This window comes from Gemmatimonadota bacterium (assembly GCA_016712265.1).
In the GTDB taxonomy this organism is placed as follows: Bacteria; Gemmatimonadota; Gemmatimonadetes; order Gemmatimonadales; family Gemmatimonadaceae; genus RBC101.
On the sequence record JADJRJ010000031.1, the window covers coordinates 1,407,694 to 1,428,818 of the forward strand.

A 21,125-nucleotide genomic window follows, 5' to 3' on the forward strand; every position below is an offset into this window, starting at 1 on the left:
TCAGCGCCCTCCCGCCGCGAGCGCCGACTCAGCCACCCGGACCGGGAGCGATCCCCGCGCCGTGAGCGCGGCAGCGTGGGCAGACATCGGGACGACCTCGAAGTGCTCGTCCAACATGGCAAAGGCGCGGTGCAGCACACGGTGTTTGGTCGCCGTCGGGACGTCCATGCCCGGGAAGAACCCCACCTCTGGCGCCACGTCGGCGCTGACGACGTCCAACGGATGCAGCAGGATGCTGGGCGCGACGCCGGCCACGCGACAGGCGGTGAGCGCCGCGCGCCAGTAGCCTAACGCCAGCGCCTCCGAGTACCGGGCGAGGTAGAGCAGGTAGCTGGGGTGAAACGGGGTCCGGGTTCCAGGCATCACCGTGACCGGGATCTCGAGGAGGGACCGCCCGCCGTCCAGGGCCCAGGCATACGGCGTATTGGGCCAGGTGCCGGCGGACCAGGTGCCGAACAGGGCCGACCGTTCGGCCTTTTCCTGCGGCGTCAGGTGAGCGGTGGCGAAGTAGTAGCGTCGGGCGAGCGGCCCCAACCAGGTGGGGAGGGTGCTCGCGTCGAACTGGTAGCCACGTCGTGCCAGGACATCGAGCAACGTCGGGCTCCAGCTGTAGCCCGGACCGCGAAACGCCGTGGGACGGCGCCCGATCACCCCCGCGATTGCCTCTTCCGCGCGGGCCACCTCGGCTTCGAGCTGGTCTGGTGCGTAGCGCGAGAGCCAGGGTTCATGTTCATGGGAGTGGTTGCCCACCTCATGGCCGGCTCCGACGATGGACTGCAGGGCCGACGCATTCTCGTCGCGTTCGGCATCGACACCGACAACAAAAAAGGTGATGCGGTAGTCCCGCTGGCCAAGGAGATCCAGGGCCACCGGCACCACAGTGTCCAGGTAGGAGGGGCGCGACTCCCACCCCGAGTCACCATGGGTCTTCATGTACGACCACAGGTTATCGAGGTCGAGCGACAGGCTCGCGATGGGGCGGCGGTCAGGCATGGACCACTCCCGGTCGCGCGCCAAGGCGACGAGCCAACGCCTGCGCGGCCCCCTCCGCGAGGCGCACGGTTTCATCGACGTTCAGCGTGCCATGGGCGATCTGCGCCGAATTCACCACGTGCACCCGGGGGTGTGATGTGGCTACGGGTGGCATGGCATCCCTGGAGTAGTGGCGCGTCGAGACCGCGAGCACGTCGCGGGCACGCGCCACCCGTGTCGCGACCACATCGTCGGCGTGCAGGTCGGGGACCATGCGCTGCAGCCCGGCGAGGGCCTGGGCCGCGATGGTCCGATCGTCCAATTCCCAGGCGGGATCGTCCTGCGTGAGATAGCGGGGCAGGTACACGAGGTGGTAGCCCCCAAGCTCCGCGGGGTCCACCAGCGCCGTGGTCTCGATGACGCCGGTGAACGGAAGGCCAGCATCGGTGATGTTGGTGACGTAGAACCCGTGCAGCGGGCGACGCAGCAGGAAGGACGGGCAAATGACGCCCTGATAGGTGACGCGGCCGAGGCGCGCCTGCTCAGCGGCCGTGAGAAAGGGGCAGAGCGCCGACACCTGCGGACAAGAGACAGTGAGCAGCACATCGGCGCCACGCCACGTGCGTCCATCGGCGGCCACGACGTGCACGTGACCCGTATCGGGCACGACCTGCGTCACGCGCGCTCCCGTGGCCACGGACACGCCGGCCGCCTCTACAAAGGCCCGCAGGGCGGGGACCACACGATCGTACCCACTGCGCACATACCCCATCGCCTCGTGGCGTTCGAGCCCGGGCTGGCGCGCGCCGTACATGCGCTTGATAATCGCCCATATGAACGCCGCGCTGGCGGACTCGGCGTTCGCCCCGAGCTTGCTGCGCAGGAGCGGGCCCCAGATGGCCTCCACGGTGGCGCGTCCCGACCACTGCGTCAGCCAGTCGAAGGCGGTGCGTGCTTCCAACGGGGCGGGATCCCGCTGCCGCGCGGCGGCGAGGATGGTCATCGCGAGACGCCCCTTGCCGATGAGGCCAAGCGGCGGAAAGCGCAGAAAGTCGAGCGCCGTCGACATGGAGTACCACCGCCCGTCCACGTAGAAGCCGGTGCGGGTGCGTCCCCAGCGCATCGCGTCCCCAAGCCCGATCTCCCGGAGGAGCGCAAGCAACCGGGTGTCCTGTCCGAGAATGACGTGGTAGAACCGATCCCAGCGCACGTCGCCGATCCCGTCCGCGGCGGCAAGCCCACCCACGTCGGACGCGCCCTCGAGCACAGTCACGTCGTGTCCTTGCTGTCTCAGGCGCAGGGCGAGGGTCAAGCCCAACATGCCACCGCCCACCACGATGACGTCACTCATCGCGGCACCGTGGCAGAGGAGAAGGGAGACGTGCCAACGTCCCGGCGGCGGTCCGGCCAGCGGCGGAGCTGCCGCAGGAGGCCGAGATGCCCGCGGATGACCCGCAGGATCTTGAGCTTGGAGTGGCCGATGAGGCGGACTTCGAGGGTAGCCGGGACCTCCTCCACGCGTTCGCCGGCGAGGACCGTGCGAACGAGCATCTCCGCGATGCCCAGGAATCCCCCATGCGACTGCGGCAGCCCGATCATGGCGCTCCGACGATAGGCCCGAAAGCAGCTGGTGTAGGTGTGCAGTCCCGTGCCTAACGCGCGCGTGTACATCCGCGACAGCGTCCGCGAGAGGACCAGGCGCCACTCCGGCACGTGTCGCACACGGCCCGCCGGGTGGTACGGCGAAGCGGTCACCATCGCCGCGCCGCGTCGCAACGCCGGAAGCAACAACGAAAGCTGGTGTGGATCGTAGGTACAGTCGGCATCGATGGAGCAGGTCAGTTCATCGCGCGACGCCTCGATGCCCGTCCGGATGGCATGCGCAATGCCCCGGTTGCCCTGGTGATGCACCACGCGGCTGCCGGGCAACGTATGCGCGAGGTGTTCCAGCAGGGCTCCCGTGGCGTCACGGGATCCGTCGTTGACGAAGAGGAACGAGACCTCGTACTCACTCGCCAGGTCCCGACGCACCGAGGCCAGCGTGTTGAACAGGAACGGGAGGCTCTCTTCCTCGTTGAAGCACGGCACCACGACGGTCACGGGATGCCGTGGCCGTGGCGCGGGCGTGAGCACAACGGGTTGCACCGTGGCCGTACGCACCACCGCGGCGACCGGGATGGGCGCGAGGTCGAGGAAACGCTCGTAGCTGGTGAACGACTTGTTGCGCATGGCCTCGCGCAGGCGATAGGCGGCGCGCTCGAGATGGCCGTAGTGCCGCCGGCGCGAGAGGCGCGAGACCGCCGTGAGGCGCGGCTGTTCGAGATCCAACTCCCACGCCTGGAAGTACAGGGCTAATGGGGACGCTGGCCAACTCGCGAGTGCATGGCGCACCAGCGGGGCGGGGAGTTGACGCAGCCAGGCGCCACCGCCGACCGGCAACAACCATCCTCCGAGCGACATGGTGGGCACCGGAAACACCCTCAGGGCATGGGTGCCGTGTTGCCAGGTGAAGGGATACCGGGACAGCGGTGCCGGCAACGATTCGCGGCCGAGCGGACGGAACGACGCGTCGTAGTCGTATCCCAGCTCGGCGACGACGTCGAACGCCCATCGGTCCCGGGAGCGGACAAAGTCGGGGATGCGAACCCCGCGGGGCGCCCGACCAGTGGCCGCGGCAATCGCAGCGTGGCCACGGCGTAGTTCCCCTTCCAGCCCCCTTCGGTCCAACTGCCGAACGCCGGCGTGGGAGAACCCGGCATTGGCGACATCGTGCCCCCGTGCGATGACCGATCGCACGAGCTCCGGCATGTGTTCCGCCACCCAGCCCAAGGTGAAGAACGTCGCCTGGGCACCTACCTCGTCCAGCAGGGCCAGTGCGGCGCCGGTGGCATGCGAGAGCCGCGACTCAAACCGCGTCCAATGCCCGGGCTCCACGAGGGGCTGGAATGCCCCCGCATGGTAGTAGTCCTCCAGCGAAACGCCGATGACGTTCCGGGGACGTTCGGGACGGTTTGACGAATGCGTGTGACCCACGACAGGCACCAGAGCAACTGTCAGCCCATCGTTTCCGTCGCCCCGCTGACGACTTGTAAGTCATGGTAAAACAATGACTTAGCCTGAGCAGGCGGACGCCCGGTCCAAGACGAGGCGCATTGACCCCGAATGCATGAGGCCGTCACGCCACATGTTTGTGACCCACGTTCCACACGGGCTGACGCTATTTGGCCTCGACGCGCCAGACGCGGAGGGAGGTTGTCTCGAAAACCAAACGAAGCCACGGGCGCTCTGCCGCCAGCAGGGTGTCCATCCCCGCAGCCCCAATGGCCCAGGTACCCGCGTCTCCCTGCACGATGTGTGTTATTCCGTGCTCGAGAAGGAACGCTCGCGCCGTGTCCGGTTCAGCGCCGAACAGCGGGGCGGAGGGGATCCCGGTCTCCCAGGTCAGGACCCGGGGACTGAAGAAGGCCACACGTGTCGACGGGTCGGCATCGTGTGCCAACGAGAGAAAGCGTGTCACGGCTACGACGTCGGGTGTCGAAGCCCACGTGCCTGGTGGTGCGTGCCGGAGTTGTTGCCCCACGCCCACCGCGACCAGTCCCGCCGCGATCATGGCGACGATCCGGCCACGGGTGCGGTCGAGGCGTGGGGGCAGAGCCCAAAAGAGGCATGCAGGTACCAGCGGGACGAGCGGCCAGAGATACCGTCCGGCTCGCGTGGGCAGGGCGAGGAGCATCAGCACGTACCAGGCACCCACGACCAAGGTCGCGCGGTGCCGAGAGTCGCGCAGCCGCGACCATCCGCCGGCGAAGGCCAGCGAGAACACGATGGCACCAAGGCTCCATCGGGCCACACGCCCGGGCACCATGACGGGAAGCGCTTGCCAGGCACCGTCCAACATCGCCGCGAGGTTCAGCCGAAGGTCGGCAACCAACGCTGCCGGGCCGCGCACGCTTTCGCTTCCAAGGGCGCTCCCAGCCGACATCCCGACGAGGATGGCCAGGGCCACCAGCGTCCAGGCGAGGCACGCGATGCCCCAACGCGTTCGTGCAGCCCGGTCAGGTCCAAGGAGCACGATCGTCGCTGCGGCCGGAATCAATGGAAGGGCGGCCATACGGAACGAGAACGCCAACGATCCGGCGATCACGAGGGCGGCGGTGGCCGCGTGCCCCGGGCGCCGAGCGGCGAGGAGCGCCATCCAGGTGAACGCGATAAACGGGAGGTCCGCCATCACCGTGTCGAACGCGTGCGGTGCCCCGAGCGCCGTGGCCGTCCAGGCGGCGACACCGACGCCAACCCAGGGTTGCTCCTCATCCTGCCAGTAGCGATACACCACAACGATGGCCAGCACGAACGACAGCACGAGCACCCATCGCCAGGACACGCCGGCGGCCATCGCCAACGCGAGTGCTGCGGGCATGCCCGGTGGTTCGGCCACGGGTGCCACCAAGGTGGAGTATTGCGAGTGAAGGAAGCCGATCTCGGTATACGGGAGTCCCTCAACGAGCGCGCGCGCGTGCAGCAGGTACTGCCCGTGATCGTCTGCACCGAGTTGGGGACCATGGTGCCAGTGCGCGAACACCAGGAGTCCCACGAGCACGGCCAGGAGCCCCCTGGCCAGTCGACGGTGGCTCACCCGACGGGGAGGGGTGACGCGCGGCGACGCGCGGGGAGCATGGCGCTGATCGCTGCGGCGATGCGCAGGCCGGCGTCGCCGCACCCATAGGTGTCGCGCGGCCAATCACGCGGCGCGCACCGCGCGGCGTCGATCGCCTGCGGCAGCGACCGGACGCCTGACGGGGCGATCAGCCGATTGGCTCCCAGCTCAACGGTCTCCACCCATTCCGTGATCCCACGCATCGTCACGCACGGCGTCCCGAGCCAGTACGCTTCGCGCTGAACGCCCCCGCTGTCAGTCACGACGACGCTGGCGTCGCGGATGGCCGAAAGCATGCGCGTGTAGTCCAGCGGCGGCGTGACGGTCACATTCTGCGGCCAGGGGAAAGGGCCGGCCGGCGTATCGATCGCGGCGCGGGTGCGGGGGTGCAGGGGAAGCAACACCGGGAGCGCGAGTTGTCCCAGCGCCGTGATCACCTCTTGGAGCCGCTCTGGAGCATCAGTCAACTCGGCGCGATGCAGGGTGCTGAGCACAAACGGCGCTTCGGCCCTGGCCGTGGGCAAGCGCGCGACGGACGCTTCCAACACATCGCGCGCGATGTCGCCAGTGACGACCACCTGTCCGGTGACCCCCTCCCGTGCCAGCGTCGCCGCGGCCCGGAGCGACGGTGCACACAGGAGGGCACTGGCATGATCCACAATGCACCGGTTGCGCTCCTCGGCCATGTCCGGGTCGCCCGACCGGAGTCCGGCCTCGACGTGCACGACAGGGATGCCGAGTTGCGAGGCTGCCAGCGCGCAGGCGAGGGTCGAGTTGGTGTCTCCAACGACCACGACCATCCGTGGGCGCATGCGCGAGAGCACCAGGGTCGTGGCTGCCGACATACGAGCGGCCTGTTCCATCGGATGCCCCGGGCCAACGCCGAGGAACGCGTCGGGTGCCGCGAGCTCCAAATCCCGATAGAGGGCACCGCGCAGGGCGTCATCATAGTGTTGCCCCGTGTCCACGGTGAAGACGCTCAACTCCTGCTGCAGGGCGGGGAGGAGTCGGGCAACCTTCACCACCTGTGGCCGCGTGCCATAACACAGGGCGACGTCGGGCCGCCAGCGGCGGCGCGGGGTCGATTCGGGCCGGGAGGTGCGGTAGCGTGGCATCAGTGCGCGGCATGATGCATGTGTTGGGCCACCCTCGGTGGGAGGGAGGTAGTGGCCGGTCTGCTCGGTCGTCCTGACGCGGCGCCGCCCCGTCGTCGCCTGGCCGGCGCACGGAATGACGACGAGGAGGAGTCGGATCCGAAGACAGCCTGGCTCGGTCGCGGCACCCCCCGTGGGGTTCGGCGGCGACCGCAGGTGGGTTCGAAACTGCTGCGGGAAGCTGACCGAACGGCGACCGCGCGAATGCCGCTGGGCACTCCTCATGTTCTCGGCGTCTACGGCACTGCCATTGCTGGTGGTGTACTTCCGTCGCATCCTTTGCCTGCCCGTCGCATGAGCGCCCGTGTGAACCGAACGACAATGCCCACTCCGGTCGAACTCCCACTCCCCGTGCCGCGACCTCCGCTCTTCGATGCCTTGGGCGGGATGAACGCCGTACTTCGCTTGGCCCATGCCTGGCACGAACGCTGTCTTGGCGATGAGGTGGTCGCGCACGCCTTCAGTCATGGCTACCACCCACAGCACACCGAACGGCTTGCTGCGTACTGGGCAGAGGCTTGGGGCGGTCCGGCAACCTACTCGGCGGAGTACGGCACAGAATCGTCAGTCGTGCGAATGCACAGTGGCAATGGGGCACACGAGGAGATGGATGTGCGGGCGATCGCGTGCTTCTCGCTTGCGCTGGACGATCTGGGTAGCCTGGAGCCGGCCTTGAGGCAGGCACTGCTTGACTACTTTGTATGGATGACGACGACGACCATGGCGGCGTATCCGCGTTCACGGCAGGATGTCCCGGAAGGCCTGCGTATGCCTCGTTGGTCATGGAAAGGCCTCGAGGACTAAGTACGTACTGCCTGCCGTTGGCGAACGTGCTTGTCACCCTTGGGAATCCAGATGCGGTGATGTTCGCGCCGACCGGATGGGCGCGCCTTATGCTCCGTGCCTGAGTGGCGGCCGGAGCTAGCGCGCGCTGGTCCCTCCGGTGCCACCCACTCGCGGTTCGCTCACGCCCTCCCAGCCACCCTTCACGCGCATCACCGCGTTGACGTTCGCGATCCCCGGGATGTACCGCACGGCGTGCCCGATCGCCCGCAAGCCGGACTCGGCCTCCGGCGTGAGGCCACCCGTCTCCACCATCAGGGTGTCCGGCAACGCCTGGTGGTGCAGGCGCGGGGCGCGCATCGCGTCGGCGAGCGACATCCGGTGTTCGATGACGTTGAGGATCACCTGGGGAGGTCGCGGTGATGATGCGCGGCCCCCCGGCTGCGCCAACCACCAGGAGCAATTCACCCTGCGGGTCGAGGACGATCGTGGGTGACATCGCGCTGAGCATGCGCTTGCCTGGGGCGATGGCGTTGGCTTCGTACTGCACCAGGCCGAACATGTTGGGCTTGCCGGGCGCCGTGGCGAAGTCGTCCATCTCGTCGTTCATGAAGAACCCGACAGTCTTCAGGTAGACCGCGGAGCCGTAGCCGTTGTTGATGGTGGTGGTCGTCGCGACCGCATTGCCGTGGTTGTCCACAACGGAATAGTGCGTGGTGTGCTGGCCTTCGATGATCTGCGCCCCGTTGGGCGGGGTGGGCGTCTTGCGGGCCGGGTCGATCGTCCTGGCCAGCGTACGCGCGTACGCCTTGCTGGTGAGTTGCGCGATGGGGACCTGGACAAAGGCGGGGTCGGCCAGCTTGTTATTGCGGTCGATGAACGCACGCTGGTAGGCCGAGCCCAGGAGGTGGGCGTACTCCGGCGTCCCCCAGGCCGGGACCTGTGACCAGGTCTCCAGCATGTTAAGTGTTTCGGTGATGGTGATGCCGCCGGACGAGGCGGGCGGCATGGTGAACAGGCTGTAGCCGCGGTAGCTGCTGCGGATGGGGGCGCGCCATTCGGGGGTGTATCGTCGCAGGTCCTCGCGGGTGATGATGCCGCCGCCGCGCGTCATCGCCGCCACCAGGGAGTCGCCGACCGGTCCGTCGTAAAACGCCTTCGGGCCCGTGCTGGCGATGTACTCCAGGGAGCGGGCCAGGGCCGGTTGCCGGAACAGGCCCCCACGGCGAGCGGGCTGGCCGTTGGGGAAGAAGACGTCCTTGCCGTCAAACCGGGCGAGGTAGTCGCGGCTGGAGGCGAGCGAGAGGTGCAGCGACGAGTCCACCGTGAAGCCGTCCCGCGCGATCCTGATGGCGGGTTGCATCACCTGCGACAACGTCAGGGTGCCGTACTTGGCCAGCGCTTCTGCCATGCCAGCGACCGCTCCCGGGACGCCTGACGCGCGGTAACCCACAATGCTTTCGTTGGTGGGATTGCCGGCGGCATCGAGGTACATGTTGCGATGGGCGGCGAGCGGGGCGACCTCCCGATAGTCGATGGCCGCGTTGCGACCGTCGGCCATGCGGATCACCATGAAGCCACCGCCCCCGATGTTGCCCGCGACCGGGTAGGTGACGGCGAGGGCAAATCCCACGGCCACGGCGGCATCGACGGCGTTGCCCCCGGCCCGGATGATCTCGTTGCCCGCATCCGAGGCCCGGCGCTCGTTGCTGGCGATCATGAACTCCTTGCCAAAGGCGGCCGGGCTGCCCGCGGCGAAGCGCCAGCCAGCGGGGAAGGTCGCGGCCTGCCGCGGCGGGACACCACCGCCTAACGACTCCTCGGGTGACGGGGTGCGGGCGCACGCGAGCGCACCAAGGACGGCACAGGCCAGGAGACGACGGTTCATGTCACACGTGGGGGTGGAGGAGGGAGACACTGGCGACGAACGATCGCGGGTGCAGTGACACGAGGGTCCGCGTGTCGTCGGGACGAGACATCATCGGCATGCGCCGAAATACAACACCTCGGGTCTCGCGCGAGACGCGACGGCGGGTGCACACTAAAACCCCACACGCAGCGACAATCTCGAGTTGAAGTGCCGCGCGAAGCGCCCGCCGCCCTGGCCGGATGTGCTCCGCTCGTGCACCGCGTACAAGCCATCCTGCACAAACTGCAACTGCCAGTCAGGGGCGATGGTGTAGCCAAACCCATACCCGGCCCCAAAGGCGAAATCGGTGTTCGAAATGTCCACCTCGCGACCCGTGACAGCGAAGTTGCCATAACGCAGCGCGCCCAGGAACCCTTCGATCACCTGGTGGAAGCCGGGGCCGCCGCCATAACGCACGGTCGCACCATACGAACTGATCGTGGCATCGGCCGCACAACGGCTGCACCCCGAGGTCCCGCCGAAGGTGTTGAAGTTCAGGGGAAGCCGCGCGTAGTTGAACGCCACCCCCACCGCCAGAAACCGCGCGACCTCCCGCTCCAGTGAGCCGCGCAGGGAGAACGCCGCATCCAGGTCCCAGGTGCTACCGGTGGCATCGTCCACCACATACGGACCCCAGTGGATCCCGGGGCCGGCGGTGGCGAACCAGCGCGGGGCGTTTCCCACCACGAGCCCTTGGTCCCGTGCGCGTTCGCGGGGACGACGTTGGGCGTCCAGCGGCTCGACGAGTCCGGCGAGCGCAATCAGGGCGGGCACGAGGCGTTTCAGCATGGGCGGCAGCACGGGGTAAGTTTACGTCGCTCGGCACCTTGCCGCGCGATCCCACTTCCTTCGACACCGCGACGTGCCGTCCCCCCCGCCCCAGCCCCCCCGCTCGACCCCGCATCACGGAACACCGCAACCCGCGCACGACCGACATCGACCTCGCGACGACCCTGGAGATCGTCGACGCCATGAATGCCGAGGATCGAACCGTCGCGGATGCGGTCGCGCGTGTACGGGAGCCGGTGGCGCGCGCGATGGGGTTCGTCGAGGACGCGTTCCGGGCGGGAGGGCGACTGTTCTACGTCGGGGCGGGCACCTCCGGTCGCCTCGGGATCCTGGATGCCTCCGAGTGCCCGCCCACGTTCGGGTCGGATCCCGATCTGGTGCAGGGGATCATCGCCGGAGGAGAGCCGGCGGTGTTCCGGTCGCAGGAAGGGGCCGAAGACCACCCGGCGGGCGGCGCGCAGGCCGTGGACGAGCGCGGGGTGCGCCAGGGGTGACGTGGTGGTCGGGATCGCGGCCTCAGGCACGACGCCGTTTGTGCGCGGGGCATTGCTGCGTGCGCGGGAGCGCGGTGCCCGCACGGTGATGCTGGCCTGCACGCCGATCGATGCCGAGTTCGAGCAGAGGGTGGACCAGGCGATTGTCGCCGTGACCGGGCCGGAGGTCGTGACCGGATCCACACGTCTCAAGGCGGGGACCGCCACCAAGATGATCCTCAACATGCTCACCACCGGCGCGATGATTCGCACGGGCAAGACGTTCGGCAACTTGATGGTGGACCTGCGCGCCACCAACGTGAAGCTGGCCGATCGGTCGGAGCGGATCGTCATGGAGGTCTGCGACGTGACGCGCGAGGTGGCGCGCGACCTCCTGCAAGCGGCGGATCGGAGCGTGAAGCTGGCGATTGTCATGCACGCGACCGGCGGCTCATTGTCCGACGCGCAGCAGGCCCTCGCGTCGCACGACGGGGTGATTCGCAAGGTCCTCGGCGCCAGCGGGAGGAACGCATGATCGTCGTCGGCCTGATGTCGGGGACCTCGCTCGACGGGATCTCGGCCGCGGTCGTCCGGTTTCGCGACGTCGGGGCACGGGTGGAGGCTGAGTTGCTTGGGTTTGATGTGGCGCCCTATGCGATGGGTGATCGCGCCCGGCTGGCCCAGGCGCTCGTTGGGGGCACGCCGGAGGAGTATTGTCGACTGGGCTTCGACCTGGGAGAATGGCTGGCGGCCGCGGCGATCCGCGTCCTCGCACAGGCGGGTATTGCCCGCGGCGACGTGGCGGCGATTGCCTCGCACGGCCAAACGATCTGGCACGTGCCGGGGCATTCCACCTGGCAGATCGGCGAAGCCGCGGTGATCGCCGAGCGCACGGGCTGTCGGGTCATCAGCGACTTCCGCGTGGCCGACGTGGCCGCGGGGGGCCAGGGAGCTCCGCTGGTCTCGATGGCGGATCGCGTGCTCTTCTCGTCGCCGGACACCTGGCGGGCGCTGCAGAACATCGGTGGGATCGGGAACGTGACATTGGTCCCGCCGGGTGGCGGCGAGCTCGGGCTGCGGGCGTTCGACACCGGCCCCGGGGTTGTCGTGATCGACGGCGTGACCCAGCGCGTAGATCCGTCGCTGACCTACGACGTGGATGGTCGTCTGGCGCGCCAGGGGCAGGTGATCCACGCGGCCGTCGAGGCGACGCTGGATGATCCGTACTTCCTCGCGCCGCCACCCAAGACCACCGGGCGCGAGTTCTTCGATGCGGCATACATCACCACCTTTATCGAGCGATGCCGCGCCGAACACCCGCAGGCGAAGGGGCCGGACCTGGTGGCGTCAGCCGTGGCCCTCACGGCTCGGTCGATCGGGAGCAGCTTGCGACAGTTTGTCCCGGAGCCGGTGGCCGAGTTGGTGGTGTCCGGCGGCGGGGCGCAGAATCCGGTGCTCGTCGAGGCGATTGCCCACGCGGTCGCCCCGATCCCGGTCCGGCGGTTCGACCAGTTATTCTTTGACGGCGAGGCCAAGGAGGCCGCGGCTTTCGCGTTGTTGGGCTACCTGCACCTTACGGGGCGCCCGGGGAACGTGCCGGCGGCGACGGGCGCGCGCGGGGGGAGGGTGCTGGGGAAGACCTGTGGGGGCGGCGGCCCGTAGCCGATAACTGCCACAGCGAGGCACGAGCGGCACGGGCAGTACGCGCAGCACGGGAGGCGTGCCGCCCGTGCTGCTCAAGTCTCGTGCTTCTCGTGCCGCATCAGTACCGCTGCTCCCGCTAGAGCCACCGCCAGAGCAGGTACAACGACAGCAGCGCCCCGGCCGCCGCGAGCGCCGCACGAATCATCAGTCCCTGACGCCGGCGTTCGGCGACGACCGCAGCAGGGAAGGGTTCGATCGGCGTGCCGCGCATCATGGCGGCGGTGCGTTCGCGGAGTAGCGAATCGAGATCGGTGCCCGGCGCAGCCGGCGGCCCGCTTCGCTCATACAGCTGGTGTCCCACCGCATCGTCAGCCGAGGCGCGCTTGAGGCCAGCGCCGTCGAAGCGCGCGCCAACCACGGTGATGTTGTCGGGCCCGCCCATCTCGTTGGCGAGATCCACCATCCGCTGGCACGCCGTGAGCAGGTCGCGCTCCTCCCGAACACACCGCGCGATGTCCTCCCCTCTCACGAGCCCGGAGAGTCCATCGCTGCAGAGGATCAGGACGTCTTCGCGCCGCACGCGCTGGTGGGTGAGGTCGACCTTGATATGCGCTTCCGGGCCGAGGGCCTGGAGGATGATGTTCTTGCGTTCGGAATGCTCCGCCTGCTCCTCGGTCATCTCACCGGCTTCGACCAGTTTCTGGATAAGCGACTGATCCTTGGTGAGCTGACGGGCGACACCGTCGCGGACGAGGTAGGCCCGGGAGTCGCCGACCTGGGCGAGGAACAGGGTATCGCCCAGGAGGCCGGCGATGGTCGCCGTGGTTCCCATCCCGCGGACCTCGGGGTGGTCGGTCGCGTAGCGGTAGATGACGCTGTTGGCTGTTTGGGCCGCACGCTCGATGGCGTCGACGAACAGTTCCGGTGCGCCCGGCGCGGCGGCCGACCAGTCGTCGCGCAACGAACGCAGCACGACATCCACGGCCGTTGCGCTCGCGAGTTCGCCAGCGGCGGCGCCGCCCATGCCGTCGGCGACCATGAACAGGAGGCCCCGAGCGCCGACGCGCTGTTGGACCGAGGCGTCGAAGTCGAGGGGCTGCCCGGTCGCCAGGTCAGAGACGAGGAAGGCGTCCTCGTTGTGATCGCGCGTGCGGCCCACATCGGTGACCGCATACACCTCGACCATGATGGAGCCACCGTCCCCGCCGCCCTGCAGGCGCGCTGCCTTCACCTCAATGGGAGTCTTCATCCCGCGAACGTCAGGCGAGGTCCACGCGCATGACCTTCCCGGCCAGGGACAAACGCTGTCCGCTGGTCATGCGACGCGGCCCACGAACGGAGACCGCCACCCCGTTGCGGCTCCCGACGTCGCGCACGGACAACGTGCCATCGGCGGCACAGGTGATCGAAGCATGCCGAGCACTCATGGTGCGGTCGAAGGCAAACACCCAGTCTCCCTCTTCCCGGCCGATGAGGACCGACCGCCCCGGCCACAGGTACATCATGTCCCGAACGCGTCCGTCGCTGCGCAACTGCTCGAGGACCGCGCAGTCGCGACCCGGCAGGATCGATCCCAGCATCGACTGGTCCGCGAAGTAGGTGCCGTCATCCACCCAGCGACGATAACGAATGACCTGCGATCCCAACAGCAGGACATCACCGTCATTCAGCTGGGTCTCGGTGGTCAGGAAGATGTAGAGGGCCCGGGGATCACCCACGGGCTCCACCTCTGCGCCGTCCGATCGCAGGGAGAGGGTGGCGCCGTCACCCCCCGCGTGCCCGTCGCCCACCAGGATTTCGACCCCGTCGGTCGTGATCGTGGCGGAGTCGCTCTCGAGGGCAATCACGCGTGCGGCCGTGCCGGCCGCGTCGAGCACGGTGAGCGACGCACGGGTCGAGACCTGCGGAATACCACGTGGCGCCGTTCCCCCGGCACCTGGTGGCCCACCTCCGCCGATCCTGGTCCCGCAGCCCGAACAGAAGCGCGCCGTCTCGTCGGTGCGAATCGTCCCGCAGGTCCGACAGAACGTCAACGTCTCATCGGTCACGATGGCCATCCGAAAGCCGCACCGTGCACAAAAAGGCACGCCAACTCGGTTAGCGTGCCCACATTTGTCGCACCTGCCGAGCATGGGAGGAAACTGGGCGCGCCCAGTCGTCCCGATGATCAGACCTGGCGTGGCCTCGCCACACCCGGTGCAGAATCGCACACCGGGGAGAGTCGCTGGTTGCACTTGGTGCAAGCTGCCACGTGAAAGCAGGAAAATATGAGGGAATCAGGGCCCGCAGGACGTCCGAAAATGGCACACACAGGCGTACGGAGCAACTCCAGTGCCGGATTCGGCGGCGCCGGAATCCCATGCGCTGCTTGGAGATGCGTGTGTTTCGCGGGGAAGATCGCCCGAAAGCTGTGGCGACAAAGCTGCGAGCCCACGGCGTGCGCGCATCAGTCGTCGCACTGTTGCAATGCCCTAACGCTCGCTGGTTCGGTCCAGGACTCTGTAGTCGACGATCACCGGCCGATGGTCCGAGCCGACGTCTCCGGCAACCCGCGCCCGGATCGGACGGACGCCAGTACTGCTGAACACATGATCAATCCGAAGCCGGATCCAGCCATTGTAGCGCGTGTAGCCGAAACCGCTCCCCAACCGATCAAACGCGTTCGTCAGGTCTCCAAAGCTGTCCCTGAGGTTGCGGCTTTCCGGGGGGGCGTTGAAGTCCCCAACGATCAGCATGGGGATGACGCCACCGTCGGCAAACGCGCGCTCGACGCGCCTCCATCTCCCGGATATCCATGTTGTCCCGAAGCCGCGTCAGGTCCGGGTCACCTTCGGCGACGGATTCGAGCCCTTCCGGGCTGTTTCGAGATGAAGGTTTGTCACCCCGAGGAGCCCAGCCGGGGTTTCGAGGACATAGCGTGACGTACCCAGCACCTCCCGCACCTGTACGCTCGGCGCCCCGCACGCGCTCGAGGTCGTCCCGGTTCATCGACTGTGCGTCCTTGATGGGAAAACGGGACAGCAGGCACAGGGGATTTGCGTCGTGCGAGTGCCAACGGGGGATCGTACGGATCACGGCCTGGAGCGCGGGGCCGCATTCCTGGAACGCCAGGATATCCGGCTTCCATAAGTCCATGAGCGCGACGAGCTCAGGCGCGACAACGCTGCCACCGCCCGCGTTCAGGGTCACAATCCGCAGGGGCTCGCCAGATGGTGCGGGGAACCAGCTGCGGAGGCCGAGCTGGAAGCCCATGATGGGGCCAAGGACGATCCCGACGGAGAGGAGGTTGGGCACCAGCAAGGGGCGCCAGACAGCGAGGGAGAGCAGGCCGAGCCCGACGGCGGGGACCAGGTATGTCCAGCGGCCCGCGTAAAGCAGGACGGTCGCCGGAATCCAGCGGTCCCCAAGTGTTGGAAGCACCACCGCAACGGCGGCCACGCCTGCGAGGAGAAACCAGGAGGCGATAGCGAGATAGAAGACAACCGGGCGTCGTTCGATCCATGGCTGCGCGAAGGGCCAGCTGTGCCGGATGGCCCTCCCTAGTCGCTCGCGGATGGCGGTGACGCGATCGCGGAGTGACAGCGCGCGTTGCGCCACGTGCACGTACTGCGAGGGGGGTGCGCACGCGATGCCGCGGCCGCATGGGACGCTTGCACTTCCAGCAGGTGATGACCTGGCCGAGATAGCGTTCGTCGACGTTGAACTGCTCGCCGCACTTGCAGGTGACCGCGATGGAGGGCAAAGGTGGCTGGCCGCTGGTCGAGGGTGGCTGCAGGCTGGAACCGGGGGCTGGGCGCTGGTGCTGCGGGGTGGGATCTTGGTGCGCGCGCGGGGGACTCGTGACCCCTTCCCCGCGCCGCGGGGGATAGGTATGCAACCATCATTCCTGTCGCGACGGCAGGGGTCGCGCCGCGATGGGGAGCTATGATTGCCCCGCCGTTACCGGGGCGGGGACGCCGGCACCGGGTCGTGCAGGGCGCCACGAAGGCCGAACATTGCGAGCAGTCGCCGACCCTCCGCGGGGGGCAGGACGGTGAGGGCGGTGGCGACCGCGTCCGCCACTGCGGCGTCCCTCCCAATGACGGTCGCGACCTGAGGCCCTCGCGTGCCGCGTCCTGTCGCGGGGTCCAGGATGTGCGATTCCCGGTGGCCGTCCACCACGATCTGTTGCTCGGTGGGTCCTGAGGTGGCCAGCGCGGCATTGGCCAACGCGCCAGCCAGCGCTGCCATGGTCGTGTCGGCGAGGGGGGTCGCGATAGTCCATCCCGGCTTTCCTGGCGGTGCCTCGCCAACGACGAGGTCCCCACCGCCCTCGACGAGTGATTGTGGCGCCCCATGTTGCCGGAGCACGTCGAGCGCCCGCTGCAGGATGTACCCCTTTGCGATGCCGCCGAGGTCGAGTTGCATCCCCCGCGCGACGCAGTCGCACGCGCCGGCCGAGCGTATCCACATCGAGGTGGGCATGTCCCACGCGCGCGCGCGCCGTGGCGAGCATGCGCGCGCCCGGCGGCGATCCGGTGTGTCGCGCGGCGCGCCACAGACGGGTGAGGGGGCCGATGGTCGGATCGAAGGCGCCGCGGCTTGCCCGTGCGACCTGCATCGCCTTCCCGAGGAGCTCGGCGAGTTCGGGGGACGTCGGTTGCCATCCGGTGCCCCCGGCCTCGAGACGCCGAAGTTCGCTTGTGGGGCGCCAGTCCGAAAAGACGTCTTCGAGGCGCGCGATCTCCCGGAAGGCCGCGGTCGCGGCCGCCCGGGCGTGTGCCTCGTTAGGCGACCAGAGGGTGATCCGGACGGCGACGCCGAGGTGGACTTCGCGGAAGGTGTGGGCCCGCAGGGTGGTGTCCGGCGCCACCGCGCCGGTCAGGAGCAGGAACCCCAGGAGAGCGGTAGACATTCCGGGCCGAAGGTAATACCGTCGTGGCACCGTGACCGCCCACCAGTTCCGGCGTTTCCTCGCCGCGTCCGTCCTCATGCTGGCGCCCCGTCTCTGGGGACAGGAGATCGTGCGCGACTCCATCCCCGGGACCCTGGTCACCATCGAGCTGGTGCGCGTCCCGGCCGGTGCCGTGACCGTGGCGGGATCGCGCCGCGACGTCCCGGGTTTCCTGCTCGGGCGGACCGAGGTGTCGTGGGATGCCTACGACGCCTTCACGATGAGTCGCGCGCCGTCGCCACGATATTCGCCAGCGGGTGCCGATGCGGTGGCGGGGCCGTCGCGTCCGTATGGCAACCCGGACTATGGGTTCGGTCACGCCGGATACCCGGTCATTTCCGTGACGCGTGATGCGGCGATGGCGTTCTGCGCATGGCTGTCGTCGGTCACCGGCCACAAGTATCGATTGCCGACCGAGGCGGAGTGGCAGCGCGCGGCGGACCTCGCGGGGAGTGGGACGGCAGACGGCGGGCGAGAGACGGCAGACGGCAGTCGGCGGACGGCAGAAGCGACGGCGAGTCGCATGCCCGGAGCTGGCACCAGGCCGGTGACGAGCGGGGCGCTGACCGCGCCGGGGATCTACCGCCTGTTCGGGAACGTGGCGGAGTGGGTGATCCCTGATGATCGGGCGCTGGTCGTGCGGGGCGGGTCGTGGCAGGATCCTGCTGGGGCCGTGGGACCGTTGGCGCGCGCGCGGCAGGGGGAGAGCTGGAACGAGCGCGATCCACAAATTCCAAAAAGCAGCTGGTGGCTGAGTGATGGGCCCTTTGTAGGCTTTTGCATCGTGCGCGAGCCGTAACCCCAGGGAGGCGAGATGTCCGGATATTCGCGACGTGATTTCGTGCAGGCGGGAGCGGGTGTGGCGGCGGGACTCGCCTTCGCGCGTCCGCTGCGGGCCATGCCGTGGGAGTCCGCGGCCACCATCAAGGTGGGGCTCGTCGGGTGCGGTGGTCGCGGGACCGGGGCGGCACGCGACTGCCTGCGGGGCAGCGAGGGTGTTGAGCTGGTCGCCGTCGGCGACCTCTTTGCGGACCGTGTGTCCAGCTGCCGCGAGCACCTCGCCAAAGCGGCGGCGGAGAATCCGGCGTTCGCCGCGAAGTACAAGGTGGACGACGGCCACGCGTTCAGCGGGATGGACGCGTACCAGAAGGTCCTCGCCAGCGGGATTGACCTCGTCATCCTTGCGACCCCACCGGGGTTCCGGCCCGTGCACTTTGCCGCGGCGGTCGACGCGGGCAAGCATGTCTTCATGGAGAAGCCGGTCGCGGTGGATCCCACCGGGGTCCGCGCCGTGATCGCGGCCGCGGCTCGTGCCAAGGCGAAGGGACTTGCTGTGGTCGCCGGCACGCAGCGCCGCCACGACCCGTCGTATCGCGCGGTCATTGAACGTGTCCATGGCGGCGCGATCGGCGAGCTCGTTTCCGGGCAGGTGTTCTGGAACCAGGGCGGGTTGTGGCACGCGGCGCGGCAAGCGGGGTGGAGCGACCTCGACTGGCAGGTGCGCAACTGGCTCTACTTCACCTGGCTCTCCGGCGACCATGTGGTGGAACAACACATCCACAACATCGACGTGGCCAATTGGGTCGTGGGGTCACACCCGGTGCGCGCCGTGGGGGTCGGTGGGCGGCAATGGCGCACCGGGGCGGAACACGGGCACATCTTCGATCACTTCGCCGTGGACTTCGAGTATCCGGGCGGCGTGCACGTGACGAGCATGTGCCGCCAGATCGACGGCACGGCCGACCATGTGGGCGAGCAGTTCCGCGGGACGAAGGGAACGACCGACGCGGCCGAGAAGATCGTCGGGGCCAGTGCGTTCAGCTATGCCGGGGTGAAGGTGAACCCCTACGTGCAGGAGCACACCGACCTCATCGCCAGCATTCGCGATGGCAAGCCGCTCAACGAGGGGCAGCAGGTGGCGGAGAGCACCCTGTCGGCGATCATGGCCCGCGAGGCCGCGTATACCGGCCAGGTGATCACCTGGGACCAGCTGCTGGCGTCGACGCAGGACCTGACCCCGCCGGCGGGACAAGGGGCATACGCCGTTCCCCCCGTGCCCATGCCCGGGCGCACGAAGGTCGATCGGCGGTGGAGCGAATGACCATGGATCGCCGAGCCTTTGTTGAGTCCGGGTTGGTGGCTGGGCTTGCCGCTGCGGTCCCTGGAGGGGTCGAGGCGCAGGGCGGAGCCCCGCGGACCTTCCGCCTGGCCTACGCGCCGCATTTCGGGATGTTCCGTGCGCATGCGGGCGAGGACGTCGTCGCGCAACTCGAGTTCATGGCCGCGGAAGGGTTCACCGCGCTGGAAGACAACGGGATGCGGGAACGTCCGGTGGCCGAGCAGCAGCGCATCGCCGATGCGATGCGCCGGTTGAAGATGCGTATGGGAGTGTTCGTCGCCCATACCATCGGGTGGACGGCGCCGACCCTTGCCTCGGGGGATCCCGCCGCGCGCACGAAGTTCCTGGAGGAGGTGCGCGGGTCCGTCGATGTCGCGAAGCGGGTCGGGGCGACCTGGATGACCGTCGTCCCCGGGCACATCGACATGCGCCTGGAGATGCAGTACCAGACGGCCCACGTGATCGAGACGCTCAAGCGCGCGAGTGCGATCCTCGAACCGCATGGGCTGGTGATGGTGCTGGAGCCGCTGAACACGCTGCGCGACCATCCCGGCATGTTCTCACACGCATTCCGCAGGCCTATGCGATCTGCAAGGCGGTGGGGAGCCCGGCCTGCAAGATCCTGTTTGATGCCTACCACCAGCAGATCACCGAAGGGAATCTGATCCCGAACTTCGATGCGGCGTGGGACGAGGTGGCGTACGTGCAGGTGGGGGACAACCCGGGGCGCAAGGAGCCATACACCGGGGAGGTGAACTACCAGAACGTGTTCTCCCACTTGGTGCGGAAGGGCTTTCGTGGCATCGTGGGGATGGAGCACGGGAATGCGCGGCCTGGTCGTGAGGGGGAGCGCGCCGTGATCGACGCATACGTGCGGGCCGACGCGCCCTGACCGGTGCGCTACGAGGAGTATCCCGTCGCGCCGGAACTCGCCGATCACTTGCTGTCCATCTGGAGCTTTGAGCGGCCGGCGGAGAGCGAAGGCGTGGTCCAGCACTTTGTGCCACCGGACGGGTGCGTGAGCGTGGCGGTCGCCTCGCACGTGCGGCGACTGACGGAGACGATCCTCATCGGGGCGCACGACCGTCCGCTGGTGGTGCCGATCTTCCCCGGCGATCGGTACTGGGGGATGCGTTTCTGGCCAGATGCGGGGGCCGCTTGCCTCGGCATTGATGCCGCGCGTGGGTCGGGCGAAGTGAACGGGCGCCTGCCCACCTCTCGGCGGCGGCTACGGACGTGGTACGCGCGGTGGACGACGGGGCGGGGGACGATACGGTACGGCATGCACTGTCTCGTTGGGCCCTCGGGAGTGACTGGGCCACCGTCCCGCTCGACGCGCCGGTCCGGCTCGCCGTCCTGGCCATCGTCGCGTCGAAGGGGCGATCCCGGTGGGGGGAGTTGCCGGGGACGGTGGGGCTGACCCCACGCACGCTCCTTCGGCGATTTAGGGCAGCGACGGGACTCACGCTCAAGCGTTATGCCAAGGTGCGCCGGTTCCGCGAGGCGGCGGCACGCCAGCGTCGAGGCCCCGCCACGACCTGGAGTTACATCGCGGCGGATGTCGGTTATTCCGACCACGCGCACCTCACGCGCGAGTTTCGGGAGATTCATGGAGCGCCACCCAGTGAGGTGGCGCGACTGATCGGGCGGATCAGTCACGGGAAGATCCGTCCGTGAGGTGGCGGATTCCTTCAA

General features: G+C 68.4%; 17 protein-coding genes and 4 pseudogenes. 7 read left to right on the top strand and 14 right to left on the bottom strand.

Going from position 1 to position 21,125, the window contains the following annotated elements; translation table 11 throughout:
- The 5 genes from IPK85_26945 to IPK85_26965 all read right to left on the bottom strand — a co-directional run bounded on the left by IPK85_26945 (position 1) and on the right by IPK85_26965 (position 6,741).
- Positions 1-993 (bottom strand): polysaccharide deacetylase family protein, encoded by a 993-nt coding sequence (locus IPK85_26945; GenBank protein MBK8251004.1) that lies wholly within the window; start codon positions 991-993, stop codon positions 1-3.
- Positions 986-2,323 (bottom strand): NAD(P)/FAD-dependent oxidoreductase, encoded by a 1,338-nt coding sequence (locus tag IPK85_26950; protein ID MBK8251005.1) that lies wholly within the window; start codon positions 2,321-2,323, stop codon positions 986-988. Before IPK85_26950 ends, IPK85_26945 begins: the two co-directional genes overlap by 8 nt.
- Positions 2,320-4,005, bottom strand: a complete 1,686-nt coding sequence (locus IPK85_26955; GenBank protein MBK8251006.1) for a glycosyltransferase — start codon at positions 4,003-4,005, stop codon at positions 2,320-2,322. Before IPK85_26955 ends, IPK85_26950 begins: the two co-directional genes overlap by 4 nt.
- A gap of 184 nt (positions 4,006-4,189) precedes the next feature.
- Positions 4,190-5,605, bottom strand: a complete 1,416-nt coding sequence (locus tag IPK85_26960; protein MBK8251007.1) for a hypothetical protein — start codon at positions 5,603-5,605, stop codon at positions 4,190-4,192.
- A complete protein-coding gene (locus IPK85_26965) occupies positions 5,602-6,741 on the bottom strand; it encodes a UDP-N-acetyl glucosamine 2-epimerase (GenBank protein ID MBK8251008.1) in 1,140 nt (379 codons plus the stop codon). The genes IPK85_26960 and IPK85_26965 overlap by 4 nt, the downstream gene beginning before the upstream one ends.
- A 360-nt stretch (positions 6,742-7,101) precedes the next feature.
- Here IPK85_26965 and IPK85_26970 point away from each other — a divergent pair, with 360 nt between their 5' ends.
- Complete coding sequence (locus tag IPK85_26970; GenBank protein ID MBK8251009.1) at positions 7,102-7,584, top strand: oxidoreductase; 483 nt, start codon at positions 7,102-7,104, stop codon at positions 7,582-7,584.
- A 117-nt stretch (positions 7,585-7,701) separates the two neighbouring features.
- Here the strand turns inward: IPK85_26970 and IPK85_26975 are convergent, their stop codons facing one another.
- The 3 genes and pseudogenes from IPK85_26975 to IPK85_26985 all read right to left on the bottom strand — a co-directional run bounded on the left by IPK85_26975 (position 7,702) and on the right by IPK85_26985 (position 10,261).
- The gene (locus IPK85_26975; protein ID MBK8251010.1) at positions 7,702-7,968 is read right to left on the bottom strand and encodes a gamma-glutamyltransferase; all 267 of its coding nucleotides are present in this window, start codon (positions 7,966-7,968) and stop codon (positions 7,702-7,704) included.
- A gap of 7 nt (positions 7,969-7,975) precedes the next feature.
- A pseudogene (gene ggt, locus IPK85_26980) lies at positions 7,976-9,451 on the bottom strand (gamma-glutamyltransferase).
- A gap of 153 nt (positions 9,452-9,604) precedes the next feature.
- Positions 9,605-10,261, bottom strand: a complete 657-nt coding sequence (locus IPK85_26985; protein ID MBK8251011.1) for a hypothetical protein — start codon at positions 10,259-10,261, stop codon at positions 9,605-9,607.
- 182 nt (positions 10,262-10,443) lie between these two features.
- Here IPK85_26985 and murQ point away from each other — a divergent pair.
- Positions 10,444-11,269 (top strand): annotated as a pseudogene (murQ, locus tag IPK85_26990) (N-acetylmuramic acid 6-phosphate etherase).
- Positions 11,266-12,396, top strand: coding sequence for an anhydro-N-acetylmuramic acid kinase (locus IPK85_26995; protein ID MBK8251012.1), 1,131 nt, complete (start codon positions 11,266-11,268; stop codon positions 12,394-12,396). Before murQ ends, IPK85_26995 begins: the two are co-directional and overlap by 4 nt.
- 118 nt (positions 12,397-12,514) lie before the next feature.
- Here IPK85_26995 and IPK85_27000 read toward each other — a convergent pair whose 3' ends face one another.
- The 6 genes and pseudogenes from IPK85_27000 to IPK85_27025 form a co-directional block, all read right to left on the bottom strand.
- A complete protein-coding gene (locus tag IPK85_27000) occupies positions 12,515-13,627 on the bottom strand; it encodes a Stp1/IreP family PP2C-type Ser/Thr phosphatase (GenBank protein MBK8251013.1) in 1,113 nt (370 codons plus the stop codon).
- A 10-nt stretch (positions 13,628-13,637) separates the two neighbouring features.
- Positions 13,638-14,465: an FHA domain-containing protein gene (locus IPK85_27005; GenBank protein MBK8251014.1), complete on the bottom strand. Its 828-nt coding sequence runs from the start codon at positions 14,463-14,465 to the stop codon at positions 13,638-13,640.
- Positions 14,466-14,849: 384 nt separating this feature from the next.
- The gene (locus tag IPK85_27010; GenBank protein ID MBK8251015.1) at positions 14,850-15,113 is read right to left on the bottom strand and encodes an endonuclease/exonuclease/phosphatase family protein; all 264 of its coding nucleotides are present in this window, start codon (positions 15,111-15,113) and stop codon (positions 14,850-14,852) included.
- Positions 15,031-15,981: a hypothetical protein gene (locus IPK85_27015; protein MBK8251016.1), complete on the bottom strand. Its 951-nt coding sequence runs from the start codon at positions 15,979-15,981 to the stop codon at positions 15,031-15,033. Before IPK85_27015 ends, IPK85_27010 begins: the two co-directional genes overlap by 83 nt.
- A 336-nt stretch (positions 15,982-16,317) precedes the next feature.
- Entirely contained in the window at positions 16,318-16,785 is a 468-nt protein-coding gene (locus tag IPK85_27020; GenBank protein MBK8251017.1) for an FAD:protein FMN transferase, read from the bottom strand.
- A gap of 13 nt (positions 16,786-16,798) precedes the next feature.
- Positions 16,799-17,416: pseudogene (locus IPK85_27025) on the bottom strand (FAD:protein FMN transferase).
- Here IPK85_27025 and IPK85_27030 point away from each other — a divergent pair.
- The 4 genes and pseudogenes from IPK85_27030 to IPK85_27045 all read left to right on the top strand — a co-directional run bounded on the left by IPK85_27030 (position 17,304) and on the right by IPK85_27045 (position 21,107).
- Positions 17,304-18,110, top strand: a complete 807-nt coding sequence (locus IPK85_27030) for an SUMF1/EgtB/PvdO family nonheme iron enzyme (protein ID MBK8251018.1) — start codon at positions 17,304-17,306, stop codon at positions 18,108-18,110. The pseudogene IPK85_27025 and the gene IPK85_27030 overlap by 113 nt on opposite strands.
- A gap of 15 nt (positions 18,111-18,125) precedes the next feature.
- Entirely contained in the window at positions 18,126-19,412 is a 1,287-nt protein-coding gene (locus IPK85_27035; protein ID MBK8251019.1) for a Gfo/Idh/MocA family oxidoreductase, read from the top strand.
- A 2-nt stretch (positions 19,413-19,414) separates the two neighbouring features.
- Positions 19,415-20,322: pseudogene (locus IPK85_27040) on the top strand (TIM barrel protein).
- Positions 20,323-20,666: 344 nt separating this feature from the next.
- Complete coding sequence (locus IPK85_27045; GenBank protein MBK8251020.1) at positions 20,667-21,107, top strand: AraC family transcriptional regulator; 441 nt, start codon at positions 20,667-20,669, stop codon at positions 21,105-21,107.
- The last annotated feature ends 18 nt before the right edge of the window (positions 21,108-21,125 follow it).